Below are 13,070 nucleotides of genomic sequence, written 5' to 3' on the forward strand. Positions count from 1 at the left end.
CATGCTGCCCCGGCACAGCTATCCTGGAGACGGTCGGCAGCATGGACAAGAAGACGCAGCTTCACACCTGGTACTTCGTCGTCGCCATCCTGGGTGTCTTCGCCCTGCAATATTTCCTGGCGCAGTATCTTGCTGTCGAGGTGCTACCCTACAGCGAATTTCAGACACTCGTGCGCGACGGCAAGGTGGCCGAGGTGACGGTCACCGAGAATTATATCCAGGGCACATTGCGGGCCGATGCGACCGGAAAGGCGCAATCCTTCGTCACCACCCGGGTCGATCCGGCGATAGCCGCCGAACTCGCCGCCCAAGGTGTCAAGGTGACCGGCGCCACCGAGAATTCGTTGCTGCGCACGATCATCTCCTGGGTGGCTCCGGCGCTGATCTTCTTCGGCATCTGGGCGCTCATCTTCCGCCGCTTCGCCGACAAGGCCGGCTTCGGCGGCGGCTTCATGACCATCGGCAAGAGCCGCGCCAAAGTCTTCGTGGAAACCGACACGAAGGTGACTTTCGCCGATGTGGCCGGTGTCGACGAAGCCAAGGCCGAGCTGGAGGAGATCGTCAATTTCCTCAAGGATCCAGCCAAGTATGGCCGCCTCGGCGGCCGCATGCCCAAGGGCATCCTGCTGGTGGGGCCTCCCGGCACGGGCAAGACCTTGCTGGCGCGGGCGGTTGCCGGCGAGGCCGGCGTGCCGTTCTTCTCCATCAGCGGTTCCGAATTCGTCGAGATGTTCGTCGGCGTGGGGGCCGCGCGCGTGCGCGACCTCTTCGAACAGGCGCGCGCCAATGCCCCGGCCATCATCTTCATCGACGAGCTTGATGCGCTGGGCCGGGCCCGCGGGGCCTTTCCCTTCGGTGGCGGCCATGACGAAAAGGAGCAGACGCTCAACCAGCTCCTCGCTGAACTCGACGGGTTCGATCCGAGCCAGGGCCTGGTCCTGCTGGGCGCCACCAACCGGCCGGAAATCCTCGACCCCGCCTTGCTGCGCGCCGGCCGTTTCGACCGGCAGGTGCTGGTGGACCGGCCCGACCGGGTCGGGCGCGTCCAGATTCTCAACGTGCATCTCAAGAAGGCCAAGCTCGCGCCCGGTGTCGTGGCGGACGAGATCGCGGGCCTGACGCCGGGATTCACGGGCGCCGATCTTGCCAATCTCGTCAACGAGGCGACCTTGCTGGCGACGCGGCGCGGCGGCGACAATGTCACCATGGCCGATTTCACCGCGGCGATCGAACGCATCGTGGCCGGCCTCGAAAAGCGCAACCGCCTCCTCAACCCGCAGGAGCGCAGGATCGTCGCCCATCACGAGATCGGCCACGCCCTGCTGGCGCTTTCCTTGCCGGGGAACGAGGTGGTGCACAAGGTCTCGATCATCCCGCGCGGTATCGGCTCTCTCGGTTACACGATCCAGCGGCCGACCGAGGACCGCTATCTGATGACGCGCGAGGAGCTTGAGAATCGCATGGCCGTCCTGCTGGGCGGCCGCGCCGCCGAACGGCTCGTGTTCGGCGTGCTGTCGACGGGGGCGGCGGACGATCTGGTCAAGGCCACGGATATCGCCCGCAGCATGGTGATGCGCTTCGGCATGCATGAGGGGATCGGGCAGGTGGCCCTCGACGAGACGCCGCAAACCTATCTTGGCCAGGGGCAATCGCCCTTCGGCACGCCCCGGCAATATAGCGAGGAGACGGCGCGGGAGATCGACGTGGCGGTACGCGGCATCGTCGACAATGCCTTCCAGCGCGCGCTGCAGATCCTGCAGGCGAAGCGCCCGCTGCTGGAGCGGATTGCGCAATTGCTGCTGGAGAAGGAAACGCTGAGCGGCGATGAATTGCGCCGCCAGGTCGCTGCCGTCAGGTCGCTGCCGGCTGAAACCAGTTCCTAGCGCGTATTGTCGGAGAGGACGCGTTCGGGCGGGAAGATCATGATGACGCGCGTGCCGGCGCCGGGCGCGCTGGTGATCTCGAGCCGGCCGTCATGCATGTCCATGAGGCGGCGGCTGATGGCAAGGCCCAGGCCCACGCCGCCATAGCGGCGCGACAGGCTCGATTCGCCTTGCGCGAAGGGCTTGCCGAGCTTGGGTAGAAGTTTGGCATCGATCCCCTTGCCGGTATCGGAAACGGCGATCAGCAATCCGCCGTCGGAATCGTTGGCGGCCGTCACGGTCACGCGGCCGTGGCGCGGCGTGAATTTCAGCGCGTTCGAAAGCAGGTTGCCGAGAACCTGCTTGAACGCGCGCTCCTCGCCCAGCAGAGTGGGCAGCATGCCGGTATCGTCGATGGTGAACGCAATGCCGTCGCGCTGCGCCTGGGCCGAGAAATGCCGCCCGCACTCGTGGATGGCGGAGCGGACGTCGAACGGGAACTCCTGCAGATACCGTTCGCCGCTTTCGATGCGCGACATTTCGAGGAGGTCGCTGATGATCTCCAGCAGGTGATGGCCGCTGCTACGGATCGCGTCGATGCTTTCGGTATAGACGGTGGGGATGGGCCCCAGGATCTGCTGCGCCAGCACATCCGAAAAGCCGATCACGGCGTTGAGCGGCGTGCGCAGTTCGTGGCTCATGTTGGCCAGGAACTCGGTCTTGGCCCGGTCGGCCGTTTCGGCCCGGATGCGCGCCTGATTGAGCGCCTGCTCGCGCGCCTTCACGTCGGTGATGTCGAGTACGATGCCTTCCAGGCGCACCAGCCTGCCGTCGCTGTCCAGCATCGCCTCGCCCTGCTGGCGTATGGTCTTGGTCGAACCGTCGGCAAGGACGATGCGGTGCTCGACGAGAAAAGGCGCCGGGTTCGCGACCGTGCGCTCGATATCCTTGACGACCTTGGGCCGGTCTTCCGGATGCACGCGCGACAGCATCAGATCGACGGTGAAGGGGATGCTGCCGGGTTCCAGGCCGAAAATGCGATAGACCTCGTCCGAACAGCTGACCTCGCCGGTCGCCATGATCCGCGACCAGTTGCCGACATGGGCGATGCGCTGGGCGTTGGCGAGGCTCTGATGCGCGCGGCGCAGATCGGCCTCGGCATTCTTGCGCTCGCTGATATCCTGGAGGACGCCGAAGGCGCCGACGACATGGCCATTCTCGTCCTTGAGATGCTCGGCCATCGAACGCAGCCAGATCTCGCTGCCATCCGGCTTGCGCAGGCGATAGTCGAGATCGTAGCCGGTACGCCTGCCCTCGCGCAGTTCGTTGATGGCGCGCATCAGGCGCAGGCGGTCGTCGGGATGCGGGAAGTGCTGCTCGAACGTGCCGTCGAGGATCGCCGCCTGCGCCGTTTCGCTGCCGATGCCGGTGATGCTGGCTGCTTCCTTCGACCAGACGGCGCTTTTGAGCTGGACGCCTTGGGCATCCTTCAGCCAGGACCAATAGCCGAGCCGGGCCAAATGGTGCGCGGCTTCCAAATGGCGTTCCTTGTCGCGCAAAGCCAGCTCGCCGCGGCGGATGTCCGTGATGTCGTGCACCAGCCCGGTGGCATGAAGGGCATTGCCGGCGGCGTCGCGCTCGCGCAGGGCGACCGAGCGCAACACGCGCTCGCCGCGTGCCGGATGCAGATAGGTGTATTCGATCGTGTATTGGTCGGTGCGGCCTTCGCGGAAGCGCTGCATCGATTGCAGCACCTGCGCCCGGTCGGCGGCATGCACATGGCGCTGGCAGAACTCTTCCGTGCTGAGGGCGCGGATCTCCGCTTCGCTGATACCGGTGATGGATTGGGCTTCGGTCGAATAGTGGAAGCGCGTCGCCGGCGCGCCGGCCTTGTTGAGGCTGAAACCGGCCTCGTCCCAGAACCAATAGCCGATGCCGGCAAGCTTATGGGCCGCCGTCAGGATGCTCTGCACCTGCTGCATGGCCAGTTCCGCGCGCCGCAACTCGGTCAGATCCTGGACGATGCCGGTCATCTCGACAATGTCGCCGGCGGCATTGCGCAGTTTCTCGGAGATGACGCGGACATGGCGATGGCTGCCGTCGGCGCGCAGGATGCGATAATCCTGGCTGAGCTGGTCGTCGGGCGAGGTCAGGAAGGCGCGATAGGTCCGGGTCACCGTTTCGCGGTCTTCGGGGTGAATGCGCGCCCCATAGGATGTATCGTCGTCCCTGTTCAGTATCTCGACGGGGACTTCGTATATCTCGGCGGCTTCCGGGCCATAGGCATAGCGTCCGGCGGCTTCGTCGATCGCGGGCGACGCCGTGCCAGCCAGCGGGGTCCAGTTCCAGTGCGCCAGCCGTGCGATGCGGTGGGCGCGGCGCAGCGCCATCGTCGCGCGCTCCGACTGCGTTTCCGAGCGCTGCAGATCGGTGATGTCGACACCTGACGCGACGATGGCCGTCAGCCCGCCGGCGGCGTCGCGGATGTCGGAGCAGGTCCAGCGCAGCAGTCGCCTTTCGCCGGCCTTGGTGATCCAATGATTCTCGTTGATGCGGGGGAAAGGGGCTGCCGCCTTCGTGTCGATCGCACGGACCACGGAATCCCGTTCCTCGTCCGGCACCAGCTTGCGCCACAGGGCCGCCGTGCCGAGCTCCGCCATCGAATAGCCGGAAAGATCGGCGCAGGCCTTGTTATAGCGCAGCATGCGGCCGCTCCCATCGGTGACGACCAGCAGGGTCTGGGCCCGGTCGATGACGGCGTCGGCCAGAACCCGCGGCGTCACGCTGGCTGGCGATCCGTCCGGCTGGCGCCCCAGGAATGTCGCGACGATGCCGGAAACGCCGACAGCGGCCATGGCGAGGGCGCTGGCGGCGGTGAGTTCGCCGAGCCAGCTCAGGCCGGCGAGGGACGTCGTCGACAGAAGCAGGAGGCCGACAGACATCGCCCGGCGCGATGGGCGCCCGCTTGGCATCGCGGGATCCGTCAATTCATCTTCCGTGGCAAGGCCGCGCCCCCTAACAAGAACATCACCACATTGGCAGTTCGAACCCGGACCGACGCCGCCGAAGGGTCATTCGAACCCAGGCGCGGGCCGGCAGCCCCCGACCCGCGCCCCCCGAAAAGCCCGTGAATAGACACGGACCATCGAACCCGTTACGAATCAGTACCTAATCCCTAACGGTAAAAGTACCATGTTAACTTTCTGTTAACCAAGACAAACATATCGCAACCACACACTATTTAAGAAGAAGTTGTGGATTCTATGGATATGTTCGCGCTGTCAGTCAGGCGCAAAGCGCCAGCGCGGGACCGCTTTCAGCCGCCCTGCTCTCTATAAATACAATAAAAATCAATAACTTATATAAGTCAGACGCTGAGGCAGGGGCTGAGCCCCGTGACCGGCAAGTGCGCGGCATTGCCCGGCGCGATGCGGATGGAGGAGGAAGCGAGGTAGGGGACATCGTCCGCGCCAAAGGCGACGAACTGGATCGATCCGTCCGGCCGCACGAACATGACGAAGCAATTGGCCGCTCCGTCGCGGTAATTGGGATAGGCGTAACAGACCTGGCCTTGCTCGACCCACCATTTGCCGGGGTAGGTGCAGCCCTTCTCGAAATAGGCGCTGCGGCCGTCGCCCAGGTGATACTCGATCCAGTCTTCGCCGTCATAATAGCGGCCGAAGATGGTGAGTTCGGTCAATTTCTTTTTGATTTCAGCAGGATCGGTGACGGGGACAGCATCCGGGGCCAGATCGCCGGGTGTTTCCGGCGCGGGTTGCTGCATCTCGTCCGGCGTTTCGGCACGCACCGGCACGATCGGCAGCGCCAGCCCGGCCCAGATGGCCTGCACCAGGACGGCGACGCGAAGGATTTTGCGGATGGCGGGCACGGGGCAGATGGTCACGTCGTCTCTCCAATCGGTGCATTCTACTATTGAAATGGAATTGCGGCCTCATTTTGACGGCACTCCCGCCGCGGCCCAGGGGAAATCGCATGTACCCAAGTTCGTCATGCCCGGACTTGATCCGGGCATCAGGATTGACTGGGCTCTGCCCCTCAGTTGCAGGCTGATCCCCGGGTCAAGCCCCGGGGATGACGACCAAAAAAACGCCACATGCGATAGCCCTGCGCTGCGGCCATATGGCGTTCCGGATGGAATATGTTGACGGATTGAATATACCGAACTATATGCGGAAATATATCAAAGTTACCGGATAATAGACAGTGCTGGACGAGATCGACCGCAACATTATCGCCCTCATGCAACTGGACGCCACGATGGCTTATGCCGATCTGGGCGAACGGGTGGGCCTGTCCGCCTCGGCCATAAACGACCGGCTGAAGCGGTTGCGGGCCAAGGGTGTCATCCGCCGCGTCAGCGCCGAAATCGATGCTCATCTGTTGGGGCTCGACCTCATGGTCTTCGTGCTCGTCGAATTGAGCGGCCGCAGCGAGGAACTGGCTTTCGTCGCCGCGATGCAGGCGGCCCCTGCCGTCCTGGAATGCCATCATATCGCGGGCGAGTTTTCATATCTCCTCAAGGTGCGCGTCGCCTCGACCGCCGCCTACGAGGAATTTCTCGACCGGCGCTTGAAATCGCTGCCTGGAATCCGGCGTACGCAGAGCCTCATCGCGCTCTCCAGCGCCAAGGACAGCCGCGTCCTGCCGACCGCCGCGCCGGCGCGGGCAGGCTGAGATCATGGAGATGCTCTCCTGGCATATTCCGCTGATCGTGAAAGGCATCATCATCGGCTTTGCGGTCGCCGCCCCGGTCGGTCCGATCGGCATGCTGTGCATTCGCCTGACCCTTGAAAAGGGCCGCGCGGCGGGCTTTTGCGGAGGATTGGGAGCCGCGGTCGCCGACACGATCTTTGCCGCGGTCGGTGCCTTTGCCCTCATCGGCGCATTCGGCCTGACATCCGGCGCCAGTTCCATCGAAGCCTATCGGGCCTGGCTCGAACTTGGCGGCGGCCTGTTCCTGGTGGCGTTCGGCGTGCATCTTGGATTGAAACGCCCGGTCATCGCCGGCAGCAATGAAGAGGTGCCGCAGACCCTGCTCGCGGATTTCCTGCGCACCCTGGTACTGACGCTGGCCAACCCTTCGACCGTCCTCTCCTTCATCGGCATCTTTGCCGGTGCCTCGGTCTTGTCGCGGCTCACCCTGGCTGATGTGCCGGAACTGATCCTGGGCGTGTTCCTGGGCTCGGCCGGCTGGTGGCTGACCCTTTCCATCATCGTCGGCTTCATCCGCCACATGATCTCGGAAAGCGTCTTCATCTGGCTCAACCGGATCGCCGGCAGCCTGCTGGTAGCCTTCGGCTTCGTCACCCTGCTGCACCTCACCACGGACTATTTTTCCGGAAGTCAGTGAAGGCCCCACCGACGGCCGCCTGTTTGCCGATGACCGAAGGACATCCTCGATGGATCCCAGCTTTCGCGGCGATGACAGGGTTGGGACTGCCATGAGCTTCCCAGAACAGTTCCATATTTGTTCTTGACAGGATGCTAGGAATTTGATACTAATACAGCTGTGCACACATCACCTCCGGTCCCCAGCCGGAACCGCTCGGTTGTCCGCGGCGCAAGCCTCATCGAGGCGCAGGCCGCCATATCCGCTCCCTTATCCGGAGCAACCCCAGGCCGGGGGTCAAACCGGCCTCCCGGATCGGTTGGATGAGCGATCCCCCGCGAGTCCCGGGTCACAGGACGCTCCCCTTGGGTCGCAGCGGTTGGCGGCCCCCGCCGGACCCGACGCGGTGACCGGGTTCCCCTTCGGTGCTGCAGGCAGCAGCACCCGTCACGGCCGAAACGAACGGCCGGCACATCTGCCCGAGCGGTTTCGGATGGGGAGAAGAGAGGGAAGAGATTGAAGAAGATAGAGTCTTCAGTCGCAGCCCCCCTCCCACCTTTAGGAGGGGGGCCGGAGGCGATGATTCTCGCCAATTTAAGCCGCCGAACGCCATCTTTTCCGGCCGCGCGCGATTGTCCTGCCATGGTCCCGGGCGGGTTGCTCCCGCTGGGGTCGGATGCTAGTTTCCGGCCCGCTTTTGCCCTTTTTCCGCAAAGATTGGACTGATCCCAAGCCATGCCATTGGACAGCAAGACCGTCGCCCATATCGCCACTTTGGCCCGCATCCGGGTGCCCGAGGCCGATCTTCCCGGCCTCGCCCAGGAGCTTTCCGGCATCATGACCTGGATCGAGCAACTGAATGAAGTGGACACCAAGGGCGTCGAACCGATGGCCGGCGTCCTGGCGCGCGACCTGCCGCGCCGGGCCGATGTCGTGAACGATGGCGGCGATCCGAACAAGGTGCTGGCCAATGCGCCGGAGCCCGCCCACGGCTTCTTCACCGTCCCCAAAGTGGTCGAGTGAGGAGTGCTGCCATGACCGATCTCACGCATCTCACCATCGCCGCGGCCCTCGACGGCCTCGCTTCCAGGAAATTCTCGGCGCGCGAACTGGCCGACGCCCACCTCAAGAAGATGGGTACGCTCAAGAACCTCAACGCCTACATCACCGAGACACCGGAAAAGGCGCGCGCCCAGGCCGATGCCTCCGACAGGCGCCGTGCCGCCGGCGAGAAGGTCGGCGCCCTCGACGGCATACCGATCGGCATCAAGGATCTCTTCTGCACCGAGGGCGTGCAGACGACCGCCGGCTCGCACATTCTCGAAGGCTTCAAGCCAACCTATGAATCGACGGTGACGAAGAATCTCTTCGACGCCGGCGCCGTGATGCTGGGCAAGCTCAATCTCGACGAATTCGCGATGGGCTCCAGCAACAAGACCTCCTATTACGGCAATGTCATCAACCCCTGGAAGCGCCAGGGTGACAACACCGATCTCGTGCCCGGCGGTTCGTCGGGCGGTTCGTCGGCCGCCGTCGCCGCGCGCGTCGCCATGGCGGCGACCGGCACCGATACCGGTGGCTCGATCCGCCAGCCTGCGGCCTTGACCGGCACCGTCGGCATCAAGCCGACCTATGGCCGCTGCTCGCGCTGGGGCATCGTCGCCTTCGCCTCGTCGCTCGATCAGGCAGGCCCCATCGGCCGCTCGGTCGAGGATTGCGCCATCATGCTGGGTGCCATGGCCGGCCACGACCCGAAGGATTCAACCTCGGTCGAAATGCCGGTGCCGGATTTCCGCAAGAGCCTTACCGGCGATATCCGGGGCCTGCGCGTCGGCATCCCCAAGGAATACCGTGTCGATGGCATGTCGCGGGAAATCGGCGATCTCTGGGCCAAGGGTGCTGCTTGGTTGAAAGAGCAGGGCGCCGAGATCAGGGAGATATCGCTGCCGCATACAAAATACGCGCTGCCGACCTACTATATCATCGCGCCGGCGGAAGCCTCCTCGAACCTTGCCCGCTATGACGGCGTGCGGTTCGGCCTGCGCGTGCCGGGCAACAGTCTCGACGAGATGTACGAACTGACCCGCGCCGCCGGCTTCGGCAAGGAAGTGAAGCGCCGTATCCTCATCGGCACCTATGTGCTCTCGGCCGGCTATTACGACGCCTATTACCTGCAGGCGCAGAAGGTGCGGGCACTCATCCTCAGGGACTTCACCGAGGCCTTCAAGCAGGTCGACGTGATCCTGACACCCTCGACGCCGTCGGCGGCCTTCGGCTTCCACGACAACGAAGATCCGGTGCAGATGTATCTGCAGGACGTCTTCACCGTGACAGTAAATCTCGCGGGTCTGCCCGGCATTTCCGTGCCGGCCGGTTTGGATGCCAAGGGCCTGCCGCTTGGCCTGCAGATGATCGGCCGCGGCTTCGACGAGGAGACGCTGCTGCGCTCGGCCCACGCGCTTGAAAAGGCCGCCAATTTCACCGCTCTGCCGGCGGGAGTGTAAGCCGATGATTGACGAAAAGAACCTGATCGAAGGCCGGACCGGCAAATGGGAAGTGATCCTCGGGCTCGAAGTCCATGCCCAGGTGATCTCGCATTCGAAACTCTTCTCGGGCGCCGCCACGAATTTCGGCGCCGAGCCGAACACCCAGGTGAGCCTCGTCGATGCGGGCTTTCCCGGCATGCTGCCCGTCATCAACCAGGTCTGCATCGAGCAGGCGGTGAAGACGGGCCTTGGCCTCAACGCCCAGATCAACCTGCGCTCGGTTTTCGATCGCAAGAACTATTTCTATGCGGATCTTCCCAACGGCTATCAGATCAGCCAGTTCACCCAGCCCATCGTGGGCCAGGGCACGATCGTGCTCGATCTGGCCGAAGGCCATCGCGAAGTCGGGATCACGCGCCTGCATCTCGAGCAGGACGCGGGCAAGAGCCTCCACGATCAGCATCCGACAAAGACCTATGTCGATCTCAACCGCGCCGGCGTGGCCTTGATGGAGATCGTCTCGGAACCCGACATGCGCTCGTCGGAGGAAGCGGCGGCCTATCTGAAGAAGCTGCGCTCGATCCTGCGTTACCTTGGCACCTGCGACGGCAACATGGACGAAGGCTCCATGCGCTGCGATGTGAATGTCTCGGTGCGGAAGCCCGGCGATCCGCTTGGCACGCGCTGCGAAATCAAGAACGTCAACTCGATCCGCTATGTCGCCCAGGCCATCGAATACGAGGCGCGCCGCCAGATCGAGGTGATCGAGGAGGGCGGCACCATCCGCCAGGAGACCCGCCTCTGGGATCCGGGCAAGGGTGTCACGCGCTCCATGCGCTCCAAGGAGCATGCGCACGACTACCGCTACTTCCCGGATCCCGATCTGCTGCCGCTCAATCTCGATGCGAAATGGGTCGAGAGCCTGAAGGCGGGCCTGCCCGAGCTTCCCGATGCCAAGCGCAGGCGCTTCACCGAGAAGCTCGGCCTTTCCGATTACGATGCCGGCGTGCTGGTGGCGGAAAAGGAATCGGCCGACTTCTACGAGGAAGCCGCCAAGGGGCGCGACGCCAAGCTCGTCGCCAACTGGCTGACCTCGGAGCTTTTCGGCAAGCTCAATGCCGCCGGCAAGTCGATCGCCGAAAGCCCGGTTTCGGCCAAGGCGTTGGGCGAGCTGGTGGGACTTATCTCCGACAATACGATTTCCGGCCGCATCGCCAAGGATGTCTTCACCGAGATGTTCGAGACGGGCAAGTCCGCCGGTCAGATCGTCGAAGAGAAAGGCCTGCGCCAGGTGCTCGATACCGGCGCCATCGATGCCGAGATCGACAGGATCATGGCGGCCAATGCCGACAAGGTCGCGGAATATCGCGGCGGCAAGGACAAGCTGTTCGGCTTCTTCGTCGGCCAGGTCATGCGTGCCATGGGCGGCAAGGCCAATCCGGCGATGCTCAATGAACGTCTGAAGGCCAAGCTGGCAGGGTAGCTCCTGCCGGTTTGCCCGGCTGGACCATTTGTGCGATACTTCGGCCTGGATGCACGCGTGTCACGGGTGATGGGACATGAGCGGTACGGGTGGCATTTTCAATATCATCCAGCGCGGCCAGCTTAACGCCGCCGTCACCGCGCATCTGCGCGCCGACACGCAGGGCGGCAAGAGCGACGCGGCCGGCAGCACCAATCCGCTGACCTGGTCCTTGAAACGCAATGAAAGCGCCGTTGCCAGCTATTGGCGCCTGGCCCCTGAAGATGCCGTCAAGAACGCGCCCTCGCTGGAGGTCGTCAAACGCCTCGAGAAGATGGCGGACGACGATAACAGCGACATCGCCGCCGAGAAGCTGCGCCAGGCCAAGGCCAAGCTCGACGGCTTGCGCAGGCAACTGCAGATGCTGATGGCCACCGGCGATGTCAGGCAGCTGCGCCGCATCGCTGCCGAGGCGGCGAGCCTGGCGCGCGAAATCGGCGCTGCCGCCCGGTCCATGGCGCAAGGCATCGGCGCAAGTGCCGTCTCCACCGACGCGTCCAGCGCCCAGGCCATGGTCCGTGCCGCCCACGCCGCCGCCCGGTCGATGTTCGGCGCCGAGATCGAGACCGCCGACGAAACCGATGCTGCGGCACCCGCCGCCAAGGCTGCCGTCGATGGCGGTTTGGAAGAGGCGGGCAGCCGCGACCAATCCTTCAAGGCGCTCCATGAGCTTAACAGCGCGGCGCGGAACGCCGTCGTCGAGGCCAAGGGGATTATCGCGCTCGCCGCCCAGATCGCGCGTTCCAGGCGACGTGCCGGCGACGACGATGACGATCGCTATTTCCGCGCTCTGCAGGCGCAAGCCGAGGATGCGCTGCTCGAAATCGATGCCGGCCAGCGGGAAGCGCTGAGCCAGCTCTTCTTCCCCGACACCGGCCTGTCTGGCGACGCGGCCGGCGTTATCTGTGACAGCACCTCCATCGAGATCACGATCGAGACGGCCGTCATCGCGCAAACCCGTGTCGAGGTCCTTGCCTGATCCAGTGCCGGCCTCGTTCCTAAGGTTGTGTTAACTAATTTCTGGCGTAGAATAGGGATGTTACGGGAATCCTTGGCTGTCCTGGCCGGGGGAGGGGACGGACCATGCCTTATATGACGCAAGCGCGATATCTGACCGCCGCCGCCTGCCTTGGGCTGGGCCTGCTGGCCGGATGTGGCGGCCGCATGGCCAACCCGACGCCCGAAATATCCATCTACGACCGCTACATGACCTGCGAGGATATCCGCCACGAAGTCGCGCGCAATTACGAGGCGCAATCCGCTCTGGTGCGCGAGCAGGTCTGGGCGGAAGAGAAGAACGACATGATCATGGGATTGTCGCTGGCCTTTCCGCCGGGCTGGTTTGCCGTCGACCAGACCGTCGAAGGCGATTACCCGGAAGCGCCGCAGGAAATCGAGGTCCTGGCCCTGGGCGCACGCAACCGCCACATCATCTCCCTCGCCCAGGAAGATCAATGCTGGCCCGACCCTAAAGTCTGGAGCCCCGCGTCATGAGGATGAAGCTCTACGGTACAGGCGTCGCGATGGCGATGTCGGCGGCGATCCTCAGCGCCTGCGGCGGCGAGGTGCCGAAGCTCACCCAGGTGATCCGGCCGACCGACAATGAATTGAGCTGCATGGATTTGCTGCAGGAGACCGGCAGGAACGATTTGGAGATCGCCCGCTTGGCCGATCGGGACGATCAGGTGCACCGCCGCAACGTCCATTACACGGTGGTCGATGGCGTGATGTTCCCGCCGGCGATGCTGACGCTGGACCTGCGCGACCAGCCGGCTTCGGAAATGAGCGCGCTCCGGGCACGCAATGACCGGCTCATCGAGCTTGCCGATATGAAGGGCTGCTGAGGCCGC

The 13,070-nt window shown here is 64.1% G+C and carries 11 protein-coding genes; 9 read left to right on the top strand and 2 right to left on the bottom strand.

Annotated elements, in window-relative coordinates; translation table 11 throughout:
- Positions 1-41: 41 nt before the first annotated feature.
- Positions 42-1,883 carry an ATP-dependent zinc metalloprotease FtsH gene (ftsH, locus tag ACE3TY_RS01205; RefSeq protein ID WP_374650123.1) on the top strand — a complete coding sequence of 614 codons (1,842 nt, stop codon included), beginning with the start codon at positions 42-44 and terminating at the stop codon, positions 1,881-1,883.
- Here the strand turns inward: ftsH and ACE3TY_RS01210 are convergent.
- Together ACE3TY_RS01210 and ACE3TY_RS01215 are read right to left on the bottom strand one after the other, a co-directional pair.
- Positions 1,880-4,804 carry a PAS domain-containing sensor histidine kinase gene (locus tag ACE3TY_RS01210; RefSeq protein ID WP_374650124.1) on the bottom strand — a complete coding sequence of 975 codons (2,925 nt, stop codon included), beginning with the start codon at positions 4,802-4,804 and terminating at the stop codon, positions 1,880-1,882. The two genes, ftsH and ACE3TY_RS01210, sit on opposite strands and share 4 nt — an antisense overlap.
- A gap of 425 nt (positions 4,805-5,229) precedes the next feature.
- Positions 5,230-5,766, bottom strand: a complete 537-nt coding sequence (locus ACE3TY_RS01215) for a hypothetical protein (protein ID WP_374650126.1) — start codon at positions 5,764-5,766, stop codon at positions 5,230-5,232.
- A 320-nt stretch (positions 5,767-6,086) separates the two neighbouring features.
- Between ACE3TY_RS01215 and ACE3TY_RS01220 the strand changes: the two genes are divergently transcribed.
- From ACE3TY_RS01220 to ACE3TY_RS01255, 8 genes are all read left to right on the top strand, one after another.
- The gene (locus tag ACE3TY_RS01220) at positions 6,087-6,557 is read left to right on the top strand and encodes an Lrp/AsnC family transcriptional regulator (protein WP_374650128.1); all 471 of its coding nucleotides are present in this window, start codon (positions 6,087-6,089) and stop codon (positions 6,555-6,557) included.
- 4 nt (positions 6,558-6,561) lie between these two features.
- A complete protein-coding gene (locus ACE3TY_RS01225; protein ID WP_374650130.1) occupies positions 6,562-7,233 on the top strand; it encodes a LysE family translocator in 672 nt (223 codons plus the stop codon).
- A 714-nt stretch (positions 7,234-7,947) separates the two neighbouring features.
- On the top strand, positions 7,948-8,235 hold the full coding sequence (gene gatC / locus ACE3TY_RS01230; protein WP_374650132.1) for an Asp-tRNA(Asn)/Glu-tRNA(Gln) amidotransferase subunit GatC: 288 nt from the start codon (positions 7,948-7,950) through the stop codon (positions 8,233-8,235).
- A gap of 11 nt (positions 8,236-8,246) precedes the next feature.
- Positions 8,247-9,716 (top strand): Asp-tRNA(Asn)/Glu-tRNA(Gln) amidotransferase subunit GatA, encoded by a 1,470-nt coding sequence (gene gatA / locus ACE3TY_RS01235; RefSeq protein WP_374650134.1) that lies wholly within the window; start codon positions 8,247-8,249, stop codon positions 9,714-9,716.
- Positions 9,717-9,720: 4 nt separating this feature from the next.
- The gene (gatB, locus tag ACE3TY_RS01240; protein ID WP_374650136.1) at positions 9,721-11,181 is read left to right on the top strand and encodes an Asp-tRNA(Asn)/Glu-tRNA(Gln) amidotransferase subunit GatB; all 1,461 of its coding nucleotides are present in this window, start codon (positions 9,721-9,723) and stop codon (positions 11,179-11,181) included.
- A 76-nt stretch (positions 11,182-11,257) separates the two neighbouring features.
- Positions 11,258-12,199, top strand: a complete 942-nt coding sequence (locus ACE3TY_RS01245; RefSeq protein WP_374650138.1) for a hypothetical protein — start codon at positions 11,258-11,260, stop codon at positions 12,197-12,199.
- Between the two features lie 113 nt (positions 12,200-12,312).
- Complete coding sequence (locus ACE3TY_RS01250; protein ID WP_374650139.1) at positions 12,313-12,714, top strand: hypothetical protein; 402 nt, start codon at positions 12,313-12,315, stop codon at positions 12,712-12,714.
- The gene (locus ACE3TY_RS01255; RefSeq protein ID WP_374650141.1) at positions 12,711-13,064 is read left to right on the top strand and encodes a hypothetical protein; all 354 of its coding nucleotides are present in this window, start codon (positions 12,711-12,713) and stop codon (positions 13,062-13,064) included. The genes ACE3TY_RS01250 and ACE3TY_RS01255 overlap by 4 nt, the downstream gene beginning before the upstream one ends.
- Positions 13,065-13,070: the final 6 nt, after the last annotated feature.

The organism is Dongia sp., assembly GCF_041918875.1.
In the GTDB taxonomy this organism is placed as follows: Bacteria; Pseudomonadota; Alphaproteobacteria; order Dongiales; family Dongiaceae; genus Dongia.

Excerpts from the sequence above, each read along its gene's own strand:
- ftsH (WP_374650123.1), top strand. The coding sequence starts at position 42 with ATGGACAAGAAGACGCAGCTTCACACCTGGTACTTCGTCGTCGCCATC.
- ACE3TY_RS01210 (WP_374650124.1), bottom strand. The coding sequence starts at position 4,804 with ATGTCTGTCGGCCTCCTGCTTCTGTCGACGACGTCCCTCGCCGGCCTG.
- ACE3TY_RS01225 (WP_374650130.1), top strand. The coding sequence starts at position 6,562 with ATGGAGATGCTCTCCTGGCATATTCCGCTGATCGTGAAAGGCATCATC.
- gatC (WP_374650132.1), top strand. The coding sequence starts at position 7,948 with ATGCCATTGGACAGCAAGACCGTCGCCCATATCGCCACTTTGGCCCGC.
- gatA (WP_374650134.1), top strand. The coding sequence starts at position 8,247 with ATGACCGATCTCACGCATCTCACCATCGCCGCGGCCCTCGACGGCCTC.
- gatB (WP_374650136.1), top strand. The coding sequence starts at position 9,721 with ATGATTGACGAAAAGAACCTGATCGAAGGCCGGACCGGCAAATGGGAA.
- ACE3TY_RS01245 (WP_374650138.1), top strand. The coding sequence starts at position 11,258 with ATGAGCGGTACGGGTGGCATTTTCAATATCATCCAGCGCGGCCAGCTT.
- ACE3TY_RS01250 (WP_374650139.1), top strand. The coding sequence starts at position 12,313 with ATGACGCAAGCGCGATATCTGACCGCCGCCGCCTGCCTTGGGCTGGGC.
- ACE3TY_RS01255 (WP_374650141.1), top strand. The coding sequence starts at position 12,711 with ATGAGGATGAAGCTCTACGGTACAGGCGTCGCGATGGCGATGTCGGCG.